Annotated in this window: 15 protein-coding genes and 1 tRNA gene; 10 read left to right on the top strand and 6 right to left on the bottom strand. The window is 59.8% G+C overall.

Translation table 11 applies throughout. The annotated features are described in order from the left end of the window. Positions 1–3: 3 nt before the first annotated feature. From tolB to HX821_RS25025, 6 genes are all read left to right on the top strand, one after another. Entirely contained in the window at positions 4–1284 is a 1281-nt protein-coding gene (gene tolB / locus HX821_RS25050) for a Tol-Pal system beta propeller repeat protein TolB (protein ID WP_032868196.1), read from the top strand. Positions 1285–1339: 55 nt separating this feature from the next. After that, on the top strand, positions 1340–1840 hold the full coding sequence (pal, locus tag HX821_RS25045) for a peptidoglycan-associated lipoprotein Pal (protein ID WP_003209827.1): 501 nt from the start codon (positions 1340–1342) through the stop codon (positions 1838–1840). Positions 1841–1846: 6 nt separating this feature from the next. Continuing rightward, positions 1847–2680 carry a tol-pal system protein YbgF gene (ybgF, locus tag HX821_RS25040; protein WP_023659229.1) on the top strand — a complete coding sequence of 278 codons (834 nt, stop codon included), beginning with the start codon at positions 1847–1849 and terminating at the stop codon, positions 2678–2680. A 164-nt stretch (positions 2681–2844) separates the two neighbouring features. Further along, entirely contained in the window at positions 2845–3492 is a 648-nt protein-coding gene (gene queE, locus HX821_RS25035) for a 7-carboxy-7-deazaguanine synthase QueE (protein WP_003209831.1), read from the top strand. 1 nt (position 3493) lies between these two features. Then, complete coding sequence (queC, locus tag HX821_RS25030) at positions 3494–4171, top strand: 7-cyano-7-deazaguanine synthase QueC (RefSeq protein ID WP_043225928.1); 678 nt, start codon at positions 3494–3496, stop codon at positions 4169–4171. A 63-nt stretch (positions 4172–4234) separates the two neighbouring features. After that, positions 4235–4310 (top strand) — tRNA-Lys (locus HX821_RS25025). Between the two features lie 118 nt (positions 4311–4428). Here the strand turns inward: HX821_RS25025 and pstB are convergent. The 5 genes from pstB to lldD form a co-directional block, all read right to left on the bottom strand. Beyond that, positions 4429–5208: a phosphate ABC transporter ATP-binding protein PstB gene (gene pstB, locus HX821_RS25020; RefSeq protein WP_003209835.1), complete on the bottom strand. Its 780-nt coding sequence runs from the start codon at positions 5206–5208 to the stop codon at positions 4429–4431. Continuing rightward, positions 5208–6080, bottom strand: a complete 873-nt coding sequence (gene pstA, locus HX821_RS25015) for a phosphate ABC transporter permease PstA (protein WP_003209837.1) — start codon at positions 6078–6080, stop codon at positions 5208–5210. The genes pstB and pstA overlap by 1 nt, the downstream gene beginning before the upstream one ends. Continuing rightward, a complete protein-coding gene (gene pstC, locus HX821_RS25010) occupies positions 6077–7072 on the bottom strand; it encodes a phosphate ABC transporter permease subunit PstC (RefSeq protein WP_177036714.1) in 996 nt (331 codons plus the stop codon). The genes pstA and pstC overlap by 4 nt, the downstream gene beginning before the upstream one ends. Before the next feature lie 66 nt (positions 7073–7138). Further along, positions 7139–8155 carry a phosphate ABC transporter substrate-binding protein PstS gene (gene pstS / locus HX821_RS25005; RefSeq protein WP_003209841.1) on the bottom strand — a complete coding sequence of 339 codons (1017 nt, stop codon included), beginning with the start codon at positions 8153–8155 and terminating at the stop codon, positions 7139–7141. Positions 8156–8324: 169 nt separating this feature from the next. Beyond that, entirely contained in the window at positions 8325–9467 is a 1143-nt protein-coding gene (gene lldD, locus HX821_RS25000) for an FMN-dependent L-lactate dehydrogenase LldD (protein ID WP_003209842.1), read from the bottom strand. A gap of 107 nt (positions 9468–9574) precedes the next feature. Here lldD and HX821_RS24995 point away from each other — a divergent pair, with 107 nt between their 5' ends. Further along, on the top strand, positions 9575–10480 hold the full coding sequence (locus HX821_RS24995) for a LysR family transcriptional regulator (protein ID WP_003209844.1): 906 nt from the start codon (positions 9575–9577) through the stop codon (positions 10478–10480). Here the strand turns inward: HX821_RS24995 and HX821_RS24990 are convergent. Further along, positions 10477–12435, bottom strand: coding sequence for a PAS domain-containing sensor histidine kinase (locus HX821_RS24990; protein ID WP_087692901.1), 1959 nt, complete (start codon positions 12433–12435; stop codon positions 10477–10479). The genes HX821_RS24995 and HX821_RS24990 overlap by 4 nt on opposite strands. A gap of 359 nt (positions 12436–12794) precedes the next feature. Here HX821_RS24990 and HX821_RS24985 point away from each other — a divergent pair, with 359 nt between their 5' ends. The 3 genes from HX821_RS24985 to nadA all read left to right on the top strand — a co-directional run bounded on the left by HX821_RS24985 (position 12795) and on the right by nadA (position 17059). Continuing rightward, complete coding sequence (locus tag HX821_RS24985) at positions 12795–14081, top strand: OmpP1/FadL family transporter (protein WP_008432395.1); 1287 nt, start codon at positions 12795–12797, stop codon at positions 14079–14081. A 128-nt stretch (positions 14082–14209) separates the two neighbouring features. Continuing rightward, positions 14210–15781, top strand: coding sequence for a lactate dehydrogenase (locus HX821_RS24980; RefSeq protein WP_218168083.1), 1572 nt, complete (start codon positions 14210–14212; stop codon positions 15779–15781). A 219-nt stretch (positions 15782–16000) separates the two neighbouring features. Continuing rightward, positions 16001–17059, top strand: coding sequence for a quinolinate synthase NadA (gene nadA / locus HX821_RS24975; RefSeq protein WP_003209852.1), 1059 nt, complete (start codon positions 16001–16003; stop codon positions 17057–17059). The last annotated feature ends 60 nt before the right edge of the window (positions 17060–17119 follow it).

Genomic DNA, 17119 nt, shown 5'->3' with positions numbered 1-17119 from the left:
GGAATGCTTGTCGTTATTTGCTGCATGGCAGGGATAGCGGCGGCGGATGAAAAGAACATCCTGGTCACCAGCGGTAGCGATCGGGCCACCCCGATCGCCGTTGTGCCGTTTGGCTGGCAGGGCGGCAGCGTGCTGCCGGACGACATGTCGCAGATCATCAGCGATGACCTGCGCAACTCCGGCTACTACGCACCGATCGACAAAGGCAACATGATCAGCCAGCCAACCCAGGCCAGCGAAGTCATCTTCCGTGACTGGAAAGCGCTGAACGCCCAGTACCTGATGGTGGGCAGCATCACGCCCGCCGGCGGTCGCCTGCAGATCCAGTACACCCTGTTCAACGTCGCGACCGAGCAGCAAGTGCTGACCGGCAGCGTGTCGGGCACCACGGATCAGCTGCGGGACATGGCGCACTACATCTCCGACCAGTCGTTTGAAAAACTGACCGGGATCAAGGGTGCCTTCTCCACGCGCTTGCTCTATGTAACGGCCGAGCGTTTTTCGGTAGACAACACTCGTTACACTTTGCAGCGTTCCGACTATGACGGCGCGCGTGCAGTGACGTTGCTGCAATCCCGTGAGCCGATCCTGTCGCCGCGTTTCGCGCCAGATGGCAAGCGTATCGCCTACGTGTCCTTTGAACAGAAGCGTCCACGGATCTTCGTCCAGCACATCGATACCGGTCGCCGTGAGCAGATCACCAACTTCGAAGGCCTGAATGGCGCGCCAGCCTGGTCGCCGGATGGTTCACGCCTGGCATTCGTATTGTCCAAGGATGGCAACCCGGACATCTACGTGATGAACATGGCTTCGCGCCAACTGAGCCGTGTTACCAGCGGCCCGGGCATCAACACCGAACCGTTCTGGGGCAAGGATGGCTCGACCATCTACTTCACCTCCGACCGTGGCGGCAAGCCGCAAGTCTACAAAACCAGCGTCAACGGCGGCGGCGCGGAACGAGTGACCTTTATTGGTAACTACAACGCTGCACCTAAGCTTTCGGCTGATGAAAAGACGTTGGTGATGATTCACCGTCAGGATGGTTTCACTAATTTCCGGGTTGCGGCCCAGGATTTGCAGCGTGGAACCGTAAAAATCCTTACAGATACCAACCTTGATGAGTCAGCTACTGTTGCGCCCAACGGCACCATGGTAATCTACGCCACCCGCCAGCAGGGCCGGGGAGTCTTGATGCTCGTGTCCATTAATGGACGCGTAAGGCTCCCGCTTCCTACCGCTCAAGGCGAAGTCAGAGAACCGTCCTGGTCCCCTTACCTGAACTGACGCGGCGCTACAAAAAGAAGTACTTAACACACTGGGGTTCATTAGGAGTTTCACGATGGAAATGCTGAAGTTTGGTAAGTTTGCTGCTCTGGCTCTGGCTCTGTCCGTAGCCGTTGGTTGCTCGTCTAAAGGCGGCGACAATGCCGGTGAAGGCGCAGCTGTTGATCCAAACGCTGGTTACGGCGCTAACACTGGTGCAGTTGACGGCTCCCTGAGCGAAGAAGCTGCTCTGCGCGCTATCACCACTTTCTACTTCGAATACGACAGTTCGGACCTGAAACCAGAAGCCATGCGCGCTCTGGACGTTCACGCGAAGGACCTGAAAGCTAACGGCGCTCGCGTTGTTCTGGAAGGTAACACCGACGAACGTGGTACTCGTGAGTACAACATGGCACTGGGCGAGCGTCGTGCGAAAGCCGTTCAGCGCTACCTGGTTCTGCAAGGTGTTGCTCCAGGCCAACTGGAACTGGTTTCCTACGGTAAAGAGCGTCCAGTTGCTACTGGCCACGACGAGCAGTCCTGGGCTCAAAACCGTCGCGTCGAACTGCGTAAGTAATTCGTCATGCGAACGTGCCGTCGTGCTCTAACTGTATTGGCTCTCAGCCTGGCACCGCTTGCGGTGTGGGCTGCGGTTCCTGTGGAAGATAGCAACTCTGGCTATAACAATAGCGGGAGCAGTTATCCGCCAGCGGGTTATGGCACGAACGGCGCCTATGCCGGGGGCGCGGCAACTGCCGCGCCTTCGGCACAGGGCGAACTGTTCAACCAGCTGCAACGCATGCAGGATCAATTGTCGCAGCAACAAGGCACGATTGAGGTTCTGCAGAATCAAGTGAACCAGCTGAAGCAAGAAGGCCTGGAGCGTTACCAGGATCTTGATCGACGCATTGGAGCCGGCGTTACACCAGCCGCCACTCCTGATAATTCTTCTGCCGGTGGCGCCGCAAGCGCCGCCGGTGGTGCAGCGGCAGGGGCCGCGGCTGCGAGCCAAGCCCCTGCCGCCAGCAGCGAACCGGGTGATCCGGCGAAGGAAAAGCTGTATTACGATGCAGCCTTCGACCTGATCAAAGCCAAGGATTTCGATAAGGCCAGCCAGGCTTTTACCGCATTCCTGCGCAAATACCCGAACAGCCAGTACGCGGGCAACGCCCAGTACTGGTTGGGTGAGGTGAACCTGGCCAAGGGTGATCTGCAGGGCGCAGGCCAGGCATTTGCCAAGGTCAGCCAGCTGTACCCCAAGCACGCCAAGGTGCCGGATTCGCTGTACAAACTGGCTGACGTAGAACGCCGCCTGGGTCATACCGACAAGGTCAAAGGCATTCTGCAGCAGGTGGTGGCCCAGTATCCGGGTACCTCTGCGGCCCAGTTGGCTCAGCGGGATCTGCAACGCATGTAAGCGTCGCAACCCGTTCAGAAGAAACCCGCGCCCTGCGCGGGTTTTTTCGTTAGAATCCACGCCCTTTTATGAAACACGCTTCCTGGGGTTTACGCGTTGGCGGAATTCCTCGAAGTGCCTGACGGAGGCGGACAGCCTGTTTAGCTGTTACGCCCGTGGCGACTATGCAAGACACATTACGTATCACCGAAGTTTTTTACTCGTTGCAGGGTGAAACGCGCACTGCCGGGCTGCCCACTGTATTTGTGCGCCTCACCGGTTGCCCGCTGCGTTGCCAGTACTGCGACAGCGCCTACGCCTTCAGCGGCGGCACCGTGCGCACCCTTGAAGACATCCTTGAGCAGGTGGCCGGTTACCGGCCGCGTTATGTCTGCGTCACGGGTGGCGAGCCCCTGGCACAGCCCAATGCCATTCCCTTGCTCAAGCAGTTGTGCGATGCCGGTTACGAGGTGTCCCTGGAAACCAGCGGCGCCCTCGATATCTCTGCAGTCGACCCTCGGGTCAGCCGAGTCGTCGACCTCAAGACCCCAGGCTCCAAGGAAGTGCACCGCAACCGCTACGAGAACATCGAGCTGCTGACGGCCAACGACCAGGTCAAGTTCGTCATCTGTTCCCGTGAAGACTACGACTGGGCGACCTCCAAGCTGATCCAGTATGGCCTGGACCGCCGCGCCGGCGAAGTGCTGTTTTCCCCCAGCCATCATGACCTGAATGCTCGCGACCTGGCCGACTGGGTCGTTGCAGACAACCTTCCGGTGCGTCTGCAACTGCAACTGCACAAGTACCTGTGGAACGACGAGCCGGGGCGCTGAGATGACTGATCAAAAACGTGCGGTGATCCTGCTGTCCGGCGGCCTCGACTCCGCGACCGTGGTCGCCATGGCCCGTGCAGAAGGCTACAGCTGCTACACCATGAGCTTCGACTACGGCCAGCGTCACCGTGCCGAACTGAACGCTGCCGCCCGTGTCGCCCGAGACCTGGGCGCGGTTGAGCACAAGGTGATCGGCCTGAATCTCGACGGCATGGGTGGCTCGGCGCTGACCGACAGCTCCATAGACGTGCCGCAAGGCCCCAGCGAAGGCATTCCGGTGACCTACGTGCCGGCACGCAACACGGTCTTCCTGTCCCTGGCCCTCGGCTGGGCCGAGGTGCTCAATGCCCGCGACATCTTCATCGGCGTCAACGCCCTGGACTACGCCGGATACCCGGACTGCCGCCCCGAGTACATCGAGTCGTTCGAGCGCATGGCCAATCTGGCGACCAAGGCCGGTGTAGAAGGGCAGGGCTTTCGCATCCTGGCGCCGCTGCAGAACCGCAGCAAGGCCGATATCGTGAAGGCAGGCGTAGGACTTGGCGTCGATTACTCGCTGACTGTTTCCTGCTATCAGGCAGACACTGATGGTCGCGCTTGTGGGAAATGCGACAGCTGCAGACTGCGTGCAGAGGGCTTCCAAGCGGCCGGAATTACTGACCCAACGCGTTATTTCTGATTTATTTTAAATAAGGTGTTGAATAATCCTTAGAAATCAGTATTATACGCGCCACCACACAGCGGGTCGTTAGCTCAGTTGGTAGAGCAGTTGGCTTTTAACCAATTGGTCGTAGGTTCGAATCCCACACGACCCACCATTTTTGGCGGTTTAGAAAATCCGGAAGGCCCACGCAAGTGAGGATTTCCGGGTTTTTTTTTGCCCAGTAAAAAGCCGATCACTCTCGCGACAGAGAGTGATCGGCTTTTTTGTTAAAGCTAGCCAAACCGCCCGGTGATGTAGTCCTCGGTCTGTTTCATCTTCGGCTTGGTGAAGATCTCATCCGTATTGCCATGCTCAATCAGTTCGCCCATGAACATGAACGCCGTGCTGTCCGACACCCGGGCGGCCTGCTGCATGTTGTGGGTCACGATGATCACCGTGTATTGCTCTTTCAGCTCGGTGATCAACTGCTCGATGCGCCCGGTGGAAATCGGGTCGAGCGCCGAGGTCGGTTCATCCAGCAACAATACTTGCGGGCGCAGCGCAATGGTGCGGGCGATGCACAGCCGTTGCTGTTGTCCGCCTGAGAGACTCTGGGCGCTCTGCTTGAGTTTGTCCTTCACCTCATCCCACAGCGCGCCGCCGCGCAAGGCTTGCTCGACTCGATCATCCATTTCCCGGCGCGACAGCTTTTCGTGGTGACGCACGGCATAGGCGATGTTGTCGTAGATCGACATCGGGAACGGCACCGGCTTCTGGAAGACCATCCCGACGTGGCTGCGCAGGCGGTTCATCGAGTAGCCGGGGGCGAGGATGTTTTCGCCATTGAGCAGCACTTCACCGCGGGCTTCCTGCTTCGGGTACATCGAGTAGATACGGTTGAACACCCGCAGCAAGGTCGACTTGCCGCAGCCCGATGGGCCGATGATCGCGGTGATGCGTTTTTCCGGAATGTCGATGTCGATGGATTTCAGCGAACGTTGGTTGTTGTAGAAAAACTCCAACCCACGGACACGGATTTTGGTTTTTTCAGGATCAAGGCGGGTCGATTGCATCAGTGGGACCTATTGCGCAAAAGAATCAGGCGAGACAGCAAGCTCAGCACCAGCACGAACATCGTCAGTACCAAGGCGCCTGCCCATGCGAGGGAGTGCCAGTCATCGAAGGGGCTCATGGCGTACTGGAAAATAACCACCGGCACGCTGGCAATCGGCTTGAGCAGGTTGCTGCTCCAGAACTGGTTGCCGAAGGCGGTGAACAGCAGCGGCGCGGTTTCCCCGGTAATCCGCGCCAGCGCCAACAGGATGCCGGTCACCACGCCGGCCTTGGCCGCTCTCAACACGATCTGCAACGTCAGTTTCCACTGGGGTACGCCCAGGGCCAGGGCCGCCTCGCGCATGGTGGAAGGTTGCAGTTGGAGCATCTCGTCGGTCGTGCGCACCACCACCGGAATCACCAGCAAGGCCAGCGCCAGGGCACCGGCAATGGCGGAGAAACCTACCTGGTGATTGGTCAGCAGGTTCAGCGGCAGGATCACCCCGGTGTAGATGAACAGGCCCAGCACGATCGACGGCGCGGACAGCAGGATGTCGTTGATGAAACGCACCGTGGTACCCAGGCGCGAGTGCCGTGCGAATTCCGCCAGCCAGATACCGGCCATCAGCCCGATGGGCGTGCCAATCAGCAGCGCAATCCCGGACATCAGGGCGCTGCCATAAAACGCGTTGGCCAGGCCGCCGTCTGTTCCGGGTGGCGGCGTCATCTCGGTAAACAGGCGCAGGTTGAGCGCCTGAAAGCCGTTGATGATGGTGGTCAGCAGAATCCACGCCAGCCACAGCAGGCCAAAGACTGTCGCGCCACAACTGAGCAGCATGGCCACCCGGTTCTTCAAGGCACGCTTGCGGTACAGGCGTTCGTTGCTGCTCATAGGCCCTCCTTGCGGGACAGGCGCATGAGCATCAGCCGCGCCAGTGCCAGCACCACGAATGTCACGATAAACAGCAGGAAGCCCAGGGCGATCAGCGCCGAACGATGCAGGTCGGTGTACGCCTCGCTGAACTCGTTGGCGATGACGGACGCGATGGAACTGCTGGGCATCAGCAACGAGGCGGAGAACTGTGGCGCGTTGCCCAGCACGAAGGTCACGGCCATGGTTTCACCCAGGGCGCGGCCGAGGCCGAGAAAGATCCCGCCGACCACGGCCGAACGGGTGTAGGGCAGGACGATGTCCCACACCACTTCCCAGGTAGTACTGCCCAGCGCGTAGGCCGACTCCTTCAATTGAGTCGGCACACTGCGGAAAACCTCATGCATCACCGACGTGATGAACGGCGTGATCATGATCGCCAGCACGATGCCGGCGGTCAGCATCCCGATGCCCAGCGGTGGCCCCTGGAACAGCGAGCCAATAAACGGAAGCGCACCCAGGTAGTCATTGATCCAGGGTGACAAGTGTTCAGCCATAAAGGGCCCGAAAACAAACAGGCCCCACATGCCATAGATAATCGAGGGAATGCCCGCGAGCAATTCAACGGCGGAGGCGACCGGCATTCTGAGCCAGGGCGGCGCCACTTCGGTGAGGAAAATCGCGATGCCGAAACTCACCGGCACCGCAATCAGCAACGCCAGCAACGAGGTGACCAAGGTGCCGTAGATCGGTACCAGGGCGCCAAAGTGGTTGTTGACCGCATCCCACTCGGTGCTGGTGATGAAACCGAAACCGAAGGTCTTGAAGGCCAGGCCACCGCCCCACAGGGTGGAGGCGGCGATGCTTGCCAAGAGCAGCAGCACCAGCATCGCGGCCCCGAACATCGAGCGTTTGAACCACAGATCGTGGCGCTGATCGCGAGCGGCGCGGCTATCACCCGACACGTCGCTTGCGTGAGTAGTCATAACCAGGGGTTGCACGGTGTCGTTCATATCAGAAGTGCTCACCCGCCTCCATCAAGCATGCAGATGCTTGAGGAAGGGGGCTATAGAGGCGGATCAGTGGGCGAAGTCAGACTTCCAGTAACCTTCGATCCGGGTCACGAGGGAATCGGGCAACGCTACGTAGTCCAATGCCGCAGCCTGCTGCTGACCTTTCTCCAACGACCATTTGAAGAAGTTGAAAGCGGCCTGGCTTTGCTCGGCGTTTTTTGCCTGCTTGTACATGATGATCCAGGTGGTCGCCGTGATCGGCCACGCGTTCTCGCCCGGTGCGTTGGTCATGATCAGGTTGAAGTCATGGGCGTTGGCCCAATCGGCAGTATCAGCCGCTGCCTGGAAGGCCTTGGCGTTGGGCTCGACGAATTTGCCGGACGCGTTCTTCAGTGAGGCGTAGGTCATCTTGTTTTGCAGGGCGTAGGCGTATTCAACAAAGCCGATGGAGTTCTTGATCTGCTTCACGTAGGCCGAAACACCTTCGTTACCCTTGCCGCCCACACCGACCGGCCACGGCACGGTGGTGCCGAAACCGATTTTGGTTTTCCAGCCATCACTGACCTTGGAGAGGTAGTTGGTGAAGTTGTACGAGGTGCCCGAGCCGTCCGAGCGGTGGACCACGGTGATATTCGCGCCCGGCAGTTTCAAGCCGGGGTTGAGGGCGGCAATCGCCGGGTCGTTCCAGGCCTTGATGTCACCGAGGAAGATCTTCGCCAGCACATCACCATCGAGTTTCAGCTGGCCAGCTGCAACGCCCTCGACGTTCATCACCGGCACGATGCCGCCAATCACGCTTGGGAATTGGCCGAGGCCGCCGGCCTTCAGTTCATCCGCCGACAGCGGCGCGTCGGACGCACCGAAGTCCACCGTAGCCGCCTTGATCTGGGCGATACCACCACCGGAGCCGATGGACTGGTAGTTGATCCGGTCACTGGAGCTTTTGCTGTATTCCTGGGACCACTTGGACAGCACCGGGTAGACGAAACTGGAGCCTGCGCCCGTGACGTCAGTGGCGTGAGCGACACCACTCAGGCACAGGGCAGTGAACAACACTGACAGACTCTTTTTGGTCAGCAACATCACGACGACACCTCAAAGGAAGGGGGCAGGTGGAGGACTCCACCTGCCTGGGACGTGACGATTTAATTCCTGAAATGTGTCTGTTTAATGACGGTTTGGCTTTATGAAGAAACATTTAGAAATATCTGTGGGCGACCCCGGAAGGGATGCTCCGAGGTCGCTGCACTGATCAACCCTGGCTGCGCACCAGGATCGACTCATCGATCTGGGCGATCGACGTGACTCCGGTCAACGTCATGGCCACGCGCATTTCCTTGGCGAAGATATCCAGCAGGTTCTCCACGCCACGCTGCCCGTCGGCGGCCAGTGCGTAAGCCTGTGCACGGCCCAGCAGAACGCCCTTGGCGCCCAGCGCGAGCATGCGCACCACGTCCAGCCCCGAGCGTACGCCGGAGTCCACCAGCACCGTCAGATCGCTGCCCACGGCTTGTACGATAGGCGCCAGTGCCTTGGCTGTGGACAGCACGCCATCCAACTGGCGCCCGCCGTGGTTGGAGACGACGATGCCGTCGGCACCAAAGCTCACCGCGTCCTTGGCATCCTGTGGATCGAGGATGCCTTTGATGATCATCGGGCCTTTCCAGAATTCGCGGATCCACTCCAGGTCTTTCCAACTGATGGAAGGGTCGAAGTTGTTGGCCAGCCAGCCGATGTAGTCCTTCAGTTGGGTGGGCTTGCCCAGGTACTTGGAGATGTTGCCCAGGTCGTGGGGGCGACCCAGCAGGCCCACATCGAAGGCCCAGGCTGGTTTGGTCATGGCCTGCAGGATTTGGCGTTGCGGCCCGTAGGCACCGGACATACCCGAATGGGCATCGCGATAACGCGCGCCGGGGGTGGGCATGTCGACCGTGAACACGAGGTTTTTCACCCCGGCGGCCTGGGCGCGCTCCAGGGCGTTTTTCATGAAGCCGCGGTCTTTCAGCACATACAGCTGAAACCAGATCGATTGCGGGCTCTGGGACGCCACTTCCTCGATCGGGCACACGGAAACGGTCGACAGGCAAAACGGAATGCCCTTGTTCGCTGCCGCCTTCGCCGCCTGGACTTCACCACGCCGGGCAAACATGCCGGTCAGGCCCACCGGGCTGAGGACCACCGGCATCGCCAATGGCTGGTCGAACAACGTGGTTTCAAGGCTCAGGCTTTCGACGTTGCGCAGGATGCGCTGGCGCAGGCTGATATCCGACAGGTCGGAGCTGTTGGCCCTGAGGGTGTGTTCGGCGTAGGCGCCGCCGTCGATGTAGTCGAACAGGAAACGCGGCAGTTTGCGGCGGGCGGCTTCGCGGTAATCCGATGCAGACGAAATGATCATGAACAGTGATGCCCCGAGTGAAGAAAACGGTGGGGTGAGGATAGACAAAGGCCTTTCATGGTAAAAACAACTTTTCCAACTTGAATCAAGTCGCAAACGGAATACTCATGAACCTTCGTACGTTGCTGGCCTTTGTCGAAGTAGTTCGCCAGGGCAGCTTCTCACAAGCAGCCGAGGTGGTTTCGCTCACCCAGTCTACCGTCAGCAAGGCGGTCAAGACTCTGGAAGATGAATTGGGCACGCCGCTGTTCAATCGCATCGGCCACAAGAGCGAGCTCACGGCCGCCGGCGAAATTGCCTACCGCCGAGCGCTGGTGTTGCTGGCGGAGCGCAGTGACCTGGTGGCCGAGATCAACGACTTGCTGGGGCTCAAGCGCGGTGTATTGCGCATCGGCTTGCCGCCGGTGGGCAGTGGGGTGCTGTTTGCGGCGATGTTTGCCTTGTATCGACAGCGTTATCCGGAAATCGAGATCGAGCTGATCGAGCATGGCAGCAAGAAGTTGGGCGAATGCCTGGAGGCCGGGGAGGTGGACCTGGCCGCGTTGCTGGTACCGGTGGCGGGAGAATTTGAATATCAGGATGTGCGCGTCGAGCCACTGATGGTGGTGATGCCGATCGACCATCCTTTGGCCGGGCGTAAAAGCGTCGATTTTTCCGACCTGGCTGACTCGCCCTTTATTCTGTTCGAGGCCGGGTTTGCGCTTAACCGGATCATTCTCACAGCCTGCGAGCGCAGAGGCGTAGTCCCGCGTATCACCGCCCGCAGTGCCCAGATCGACTTTATCGTCGACCTGGTTGCCGCAGGCCTGGGTGTCGCGTTTCTACCGAGCATGCTGGCTTACAAACACCTGCACGCCGGCATCGCCCTGATCCAGCTGGACGAGCCCCAGACTGATTGGCACATCGCCCTGGCTTGGCGGCGACAGGCGCACTTGCCACCGGCGGCGCGGGCCTGGCTGGATCTGGCCCTGGAGATGGGCAATGTTCCGGACACGACCCGGCCTGCGGTCTAGCCTTGTGCGACCAGGGGCAGGCGGCTCTTGACGACTTTTTGCAGCAGCAGGGCCAGCACCTCGGTGGAATACGGCTTTTGCAGCAAGACAAAACGGCTGGCTTCTTCCTGGGCGATACGCGCGTATTCGTCGTTGTAGCCGGTGGTGAGCACCACCGGCAGCCATGGGTACAAGGCTTCGATTGCGTCCAGCAACTCCAGGCCACTCATGCCGGGCATGGAGATATCGGAGAACACCACCTGGAAGCTTTCCGGGTTGGGGGCCAGGGCTTCCAGCGCGCTGTTCGCATCCGGCACCCACAGCACGTGAAAGCCCATCTGTTCCAGGGTTTGCGAGGTGTACAGGCCCACATCGGCGTTGTCCTCGACCATCAGCACGCACAAGCCTGAGATGATGGGCGAAGCGCTGGTGTCTTGAGGTACCGGCATGGCACTTGGCTCGACCTTGGGCAGGTACAGCGTAAATTGGCTACCCCTGCCGCACTCGCTCTGTACCAGGATTTCCCCGCCTGATTGCTTGGCGAAGCCGTACACCTGGGACAAGCCCAGGCCGGTGCCCTGGCCGATACCCTTGGTGGTGTAGAAGGGCTCAAAGATCGCGTCGAGTTTTTCCGGCGGGATACCCGAGCCGGTGTCCGCCAGTTCGATGGTCACGTAATCGGCGACACGTACCGGGTGAGCGCGAACCGAGGGTAGCCAGCTTGCCGTCGAAACGGTGATGGTCAAATGCCCGTTGCCGGCCATGGCATCCCTGGCGTTCACCACCATGTTGACCAGCGCGGTATCGAACTGGCTTTCGTCGGCGTTGATAAAGCAGGCGTCGTCAGGCACCTGGATGCTTACCTTGACCCGCGAACCGGTCAGGCTGTCCATCATCTCGCCCACCCGCTTTACACTTTCGCCGACGTTGAACACCTCGGGTCGCAAAGCCTGGCGGCGGGCGAATGTGAGCAACTGGGCCGTGAGGCGGGCCGCGCGGTCGACCGTGCTGGCGATGGCTTCCACGTATTTCACGCGGCGTGCTTCGCTCAGGGCAGGTGGCTTGAGCAAGTCGGCACAGGACTTGATCACCGTCAGCAGGTTATTGAAATCATGTGCGACACCGCCAGTGAGCTGGCCGATGGCTTCCAGTTTCTGTGACTGACGCAGGGCGTCTTCCGACAGTCGCAGGGCTTCCTTGGCTTCTTCCTCAGCCTGGATGTCGCGGCCCACGGCGTGGATGTAGTCGCTGTCGGGCACGGCCGTCCAGGCGATCATGCGGTAGCTGCCGTCCTGGTGGCGGTAACGGTTCTTGAAATTGGGGAAGTTCTTGCCATCGCCCAAACGGCTGACCGCCGAGGATGAGACGGCCAGGTCGTCGGGGTGAACCAGGGCCAGCAACTGGCTGCCCACCAGGTCGTTTTCGGCGTGGCCGAGCATGCGTGTCCAGGCCGGGTTCACGGCGGAGATCACACCGTCGAGTTGTGCCACCAGCATCAGGTCCGGCGACAGGCGCCAGATACGGTCGCGATCGCGAGTGCGTTCGACCACCCGCTGTTCCAGGGACTCGTTGAGTTTGCGCAGGGACTCTTCGGCTTCGCGCAGGGGCGTGATGTCCCGGGACACGCAGAGGATTTTCTCCGGCAGGCCGTCACTGCCCATGATCGGGCTGACGTTCACGTGCCACCATTTAAGGTTGCCGGCCAGGGTGTGGGCAGCGCCGACAAAGCTGGCATTGCGACCGGCCTTGGCGGCCTCAACGGCAGCCTTGGCATCGAGATTGCCCTGGTCGTGCCAGAAGTCGGGCCAGGGGCAGCCGCGGATCGCATTGAAGTCGCTGACTTCCATGATCTGCTTGCCGCCTTCGCTCATGAAGGTCAGGCGGGCGTCGAGGTCCAGCACCTTGATGCAATCGTTGATGCTGGCAAGCACGCGTTCGGTGAAGGCTTCGCTGTGGTTGAGGCCCGCGGCGGACAAATCACTCTCGCCAGATTCAGGTGGGCTGTTTGTCTCAGGACCCGTCCCGATAGTGCTATTCATTTGAGTGCTGCCACACGTGTTAAATGGCCGTCATCATGTCATTGCGACACTTATATCACCAGCGCCTTCACGCATATTCGATGGCAGGCAATCCGGCCTGCTGCAAGCGTGACGGCGAGATTAAAACCCGTCAGTCATATTCAGGTTCCGGGGTCTGAATAAGTGCTGGAAAAACCGTCGAAGTCTTTGAAAGAAATAGGATTGTCGGACAATTTTGCGCATGAAAAACTCTTCATAATTTGCCCGCTCGAAGATTGGTAGCTTCCTATCGCTGCCCAATAATTCGAGTTCTAATAATGAATAAAAAACTCTTCAAGAGCGCTTTGGCGCTGTCGATTTCCCTTGCCTCCACTTCCTTGTTTGCCGGTGGTTTTGCCCTCAACGAACAAAGCATCAGTTCAATGGGGACCGGTTACGCCGGGCGTTCCTCCTCCGCGGATGACGCCAGCACGGTGTTCGGCAACCCGGCGGGCATGTCTCGCCTCAAGCAGAATGAAGTGAGCATCGGGGCGACCTACCTGGATGCCAAGTCGAACATCAAGGACGCCAGCTCCAGCCAAGGTGGCGTGGACAACCCCGGCACCAACAAAGGCGATATGGTCCCCGGCATCGCCGTACCGATGGGCTACCTGGTGACGCCGATTGATGAACACTGGGCGTTTGGCCTGGGAATCTACGCGCCGTTCGGCCTCGTGACCGACTATGAACACAGCTTCCAGGGCAATGGCTTTGGCAACAAAAGCAAGGTTCAAGTCATCACGGTGCAGCCAACCGTCAGCTATGCCTTCAACGACAAGGTTTCGGTGGGCTTCGGTCCGACCTTCAACCGTATCAGTGGCGAACTGGACTCCAAGGTCCCGGCATTTGGCCTCGGCACGGAAAGCGTAAAGGTCAAGGGCGACGACACTGCCACCGGTTTCAACGCCGGTATCCTGGTGCAGCCGATTGAAAGCACGCGCATTGGTGTGACCTACCACTCGCAGGTTGTGTATCACCTGTCGGGCAAAACCAACGCCTCGGGGGTGCTCACCGACCTGGTGGATGGCGGCCCGCAGCGGTATGACGCCAAGCTGGATGTCACCACGCCGTCGTCCGTGGACTTCTCGGTCACCCATAAACTCAACGATGACTGGACCCTGTACGTCGGCAGCACCTACACCCGCTGGAGCCAGTTGAAGAAGATTACGATCAACAACAGTGGCGTCTCTGACCTCGCCACCGAACTGGCCGGCCTGAACTCCATCACCGAAGAACAGCACTGGCATGACACCTGGTCTCACGCCATCGGCCTGTCGTACCAGTTGAACAAGCAACTGGTGCTGCGTACCGGCTTTTCGGTGGACCAGACGCCCACCAACAACACCGACCGGTCCGTACGTATTCCTACGGGCGATCGCACGGTGTTCAGCTTGGGCGCCGGCTGGACGCCAGTGGATAACCTGACCTTCGACGTCGCTTATTCCTACCTGAAAGAAGAGCCGATCAAGGTCCGCGACAATAATCCGCAACTGGCGCTGACCTACGACGCCAAGTATGAAAACAGCGCCAACGGTTTCGGCGGTTCGGTGACTTACCGCTTCTGATGCACCGGAAGAGGGCAAAGAGTCAGTTTTCTGACATGGCTCTTTGCTAGCAATTGTATCGGTCGCGCTACCAAACCTTCCCTGTCTTGGTTAAATTGGCTGCAATCCAGCTCAAGACAGGGATCGTCATGACTACGCTTTCGCCGATCAGCTCCGCCATCGCCCTTACCAATCGACCCGCCGTTACTCCGCCAGCTACGCAGGCGCCAGAAACGGACGCCGCTGCCGTGCGACCTTCCTCGGTGGTCAGCCTTGGCAATGTCACGGTGGACGTTCAAGCCGAGACGTATTCCCGCAACGGCCAATTGCCCGGCCATGGGCCGATCAATGCCTGGGAAAGTGACAGCGACGATGCGGTCACCAAAGCGATCAGCACGAATTTCCCTGCACTGCCCAGAGGCACAGGCTTCAGCGGCCTGGGCGCCACCCTGATTGAGCAATTTGCGAAGAGCGGTACCGACATTTCCCAGTCGGCGCTGAGCACCAGCTCTTCCAGGACCCAAAGCCCCGCCGAACTCAAGGTTCAACAGGCGCTGCTGCACAGCAGGGCCGACAACCTGGTCAGCCTGACCGTCAAGACGGCCAGCGGCAAGACCGTCACCTTCAGCCTGGCCAGCCAGTTGGGAGGCTTGGCCGCGCAGGCGAAGGTGGACGGTGGCGCCCTCAGCGCCGCCGAACTCAAGGAAGTCGCCAAGTTGGGCGAAGCCTTCCAGGACGCGATCGACGGCCTGGCCGCCCAGCCGCCGAAACTCGAGCTGAGCAAGCTGACGCAGTTTGATTCCAGCGTATTGGCTTCGGTGGACCTCAGCGGCAAATTGAAAGTGAGCAATACTGACGACCTCACGCTTGCATTCCATGCGGACAGCCAGGGCCGCACCACGCGCATGAGTAGCCCGGCGGGGGAAGTGAATCTCTCGGTCGACCTGAAGAACGCCGGCATCCTCGGCAACGCCAAGCAACAGGCAATCGCGCTGAAAAGCTACCTGGCCCAGTTCGACAAGGCCCAGGCGCGGGGCAAGGCCAATGCTGACCTGATGGCGATGTTCAAGGATGCGTTTAGCGCCATGAACAGCAACTACCCGCAGGGCGCCAAAGCGCCTGCGCCGCTGACCCGCAGCGCGGCAGATCAAGGCCTGCTGACGGGCCTGGCGGATTTCAAGGCCTCCATCAGCCAGGCGGCCAGCTCCCCCAACCCGGCGCGCCCAGGGGAAACCGATACGTTTGCCTATGGGATTTCCCAGAAAACGCGCATCGGCGGCAATGACCTCTCCAATCGCACGATCGATCAGGTCCAGCGATCAAGCCTCAAGGCCAGTTTCCATCAGGGCCTGGATGGCGGGAAGCCGCCGGCTTTCGATACCAGGCGCGAGTCGCAGAACTACCTCTATGTGCAGGTCGACGACAAGGCCAGCAGTGCGGCGAACATCACCTACAAGGATGGCTTCCTGACCAACGCCTCCGTGGACCAAAGCGCCAGCCAGAACACCCGCACCCAGCGATACGAGATGGCTCGACTGGTTAAAGACAGCGTGGTACCGAACGAGGCCACCAGCCATCGCGACTACCTGGTACTGCTGGAATATGCGGCGCGGGAAGGCAAGAGTGCCAAGGGCGCCGATGAAACCATCCTGAAGGATGCCCTGGCGAACATGCATCAGTGGGCGTTGCTGCAAGACGATCCGTCCGCTTTGCCCGGTTAAACCGGTCGTTGTAAAAAAGGGAAACCCCTGGCCGGGTTTCCCTTTTTCATGCCTGGCCGAATCCCAGATTAGGCTTTTGAAACCATTCGATATTCTGTAGCCTTGCGCAGCTTCACCGTGCTTGATGAACACAATCACTTCGTCCGGCGGCGCCCGAAAGGCTCCAGAGCCGGTGGTACACTCGACTTTCGCGCAACTGCGCCTGCAGGTCTTGCGAACATGACGCAAATTTCCGAACGCCTTCTGGTCCAAGCCCACCTCGACGCCAAGCAGCCCAAGGTGCTGAGCGCCGAAGAAGAGGCGGGCTACCGCGCCGCCATCGCCGCCGAGCTCAAGGCTCAGGACGCGGTGCTGGTGGCACACTTCTACTGCGACCCGGTGATTCAGGCCCTGGCCGAAGAAACCGGTGGTTGTGTGTCCGACTCCCTGGAAATGGCCCGCTTCGGCGCCGCGCACCCGGCCAAGACCGTATTGGTGGCGGGCGTGCGATTCATGGGGGAGACGGCCAAGATCCTCACGCCTGAAAAACGCATCCTGATGCCGACACTGGAAGCCACGTGCTCTCTGGACCTTGGCTGCCCGGTGGATGAGTTCTCGGCATTCTGTGATCAGCACCCTGAGCGCACGGTGGTGGTATATGCCAACACGTCGGCGGCGGTGAAAGCCCGTGCTGATTGGGTGGTGACTTCCAGTTGTGCGCTGGAGATTGTCGAAAGCCTGATGGATAACGGCGAGACGATTATCTGGGGGCCGGACAAGCACCTGGGCACCTATATCCAGCGTCAGACGGGTGCAGACATGTTGCTGTGGGATGGTGCGTGCATCGTGCACGAGGAGTTCAAGTCCAAGCAGTTGGAGGACATGAAAGCGCTGTATCCGGATGCAGCGATTCTGGTGCACCCGGAGTCGCCGACGTCGGTGATCGAGTTGGCGGATGCGGTGGGGTCTACCAGCCAGTTGATTGCGGCGGCGCAGCGGTTGCCGAACAAGACGTTTATCGTGGCCACCGACCGCGGCATTTTCTACAAGATGCAGCAGCTGTGCCCGGACAAGGTGTTTGTCGAGGCGCCGACGGCGGGGAATGGGGCGGCGTGTCGCAGTTGTGCGCATTGTCCCTGGATGGCGATGAATACTCTGGAGCGTACGCTGCAGTGTTTGCGTGAGGGGAGTAATGAGATTTTTGTTGAGCCTTCGGTGATTCCGCAGGCGGTTAGGCCGCTGAAGCGGATGTTGGATTTTACTCAGGCGGCTCGGTTGAGGTTGGCGGGGAATGCTTGATCTTGTTTGAGTACATATCCGTTATTTAGGTAACGGCCGCTTATGGTTCCGCTCTTACAG

It is taken from the genome of Pseudomonas sp. B6001 (assembly GCF_013386015.1).
GTDB lineage: Bacteria > Pseudomonadota > Gammaproteobacteria > Pseudomonadales > Pseudomonadaceae > Aquipseudomonas.
The sequence above is the reverse complement of the archived record's forward strand: the minus strand, read 5'-3'. Positions and strand labels throughout refer to the sequence as shown.

Coding starts and splice junctions, on each gene's coding strand:
- tolB (WP_032868196.1), top strand. CDS start 4: ATGCTTGTCGTTATTTGCTGCATGGCAGGGATAGCGGCGGCGGATGAA.
- pal (WP_003209827.1), top strand. CDS start 1,340: ATGGAAATGCTGAAGTTTGGTAAGTTTGCTGCTCTGGCTCTGGCTCTG.
- ybgF (WP_023659229.1), top strand. CDS start 1,847: ATGCGAACGTGCCGTCGTGCTCTAACTGTATTGGCTCTCAGCCTGGCA.
- queE (WP_003209831.1), top strand. CDS start 2,845: ATGCAAGACACATTACGTATCACCGAAGTTTTTTACTCGTTGCAGGGT.
- queC (WP_043225928.1), top strand. CDS start 3,494: ATGACTGATCAAAAACGTGCGGTGATCCTGCTGTCCGGCGGCCTCGAC.
- pstB (WP_003209835.1), bottom strand. CDS start 5,208: ATGCAATCGACCCGCCTTGATCCTGAAAAAACCAAAATCCGTGTCCGT.
- pstA (WP_003209837.1), bottom strand. CDS start 6,080: ATGAGCAGCAACGAACGCCTGTACCGCAAGCGTGCCTTGAAGAACCGG.
- pstC (WP_177036714.1), bottom strand. CDS start 7,072: ATGAACGACACCGTGCAACCCCTGGTTATGACTACTCACGCAAGCGAC.
- pstS (WP_003209841.1), bottom strand. CDS start 8,155: ATGTTGCTGACCAAAAAGAGTCTGTCAGTGTTGTTCACTGCCCTGTGC.
- lldD (WP_003209842.1), bottom strand. CDS start 9,467: ATGATCATTTCGTCTGCATCGGATTACCGCGAAGCCGCCCGCCGCAAA.
- HX821_RS24995 (WP_003209844.1), top strand. CDS start 9,575: ATGAACCTTCGTACGTTGCTGGCCTTTGTCGAAGTAGTTCGCCAGGGC.
- HX821_RS24985 (WP_008432395.1), top strand. CDS start 12,795: ATGAATAAAAAACTCTTCAAGAGCGCTTTGGCGCTGTCGATTTCCCTT.
- HX821_RS24980 (WP_218168083.1), top strand. CDS start 14,210: ATGACTACGCTTTCGCCGATCAGCTCCGCCATCGCCCTTACCAATCGA.
- nadA (WP_003209852.1), top strand. CDS start 16,001: ATGACGCAAATTTCCGAACGCCTTCTGGTCCAAGCCCACCTCGACGCC.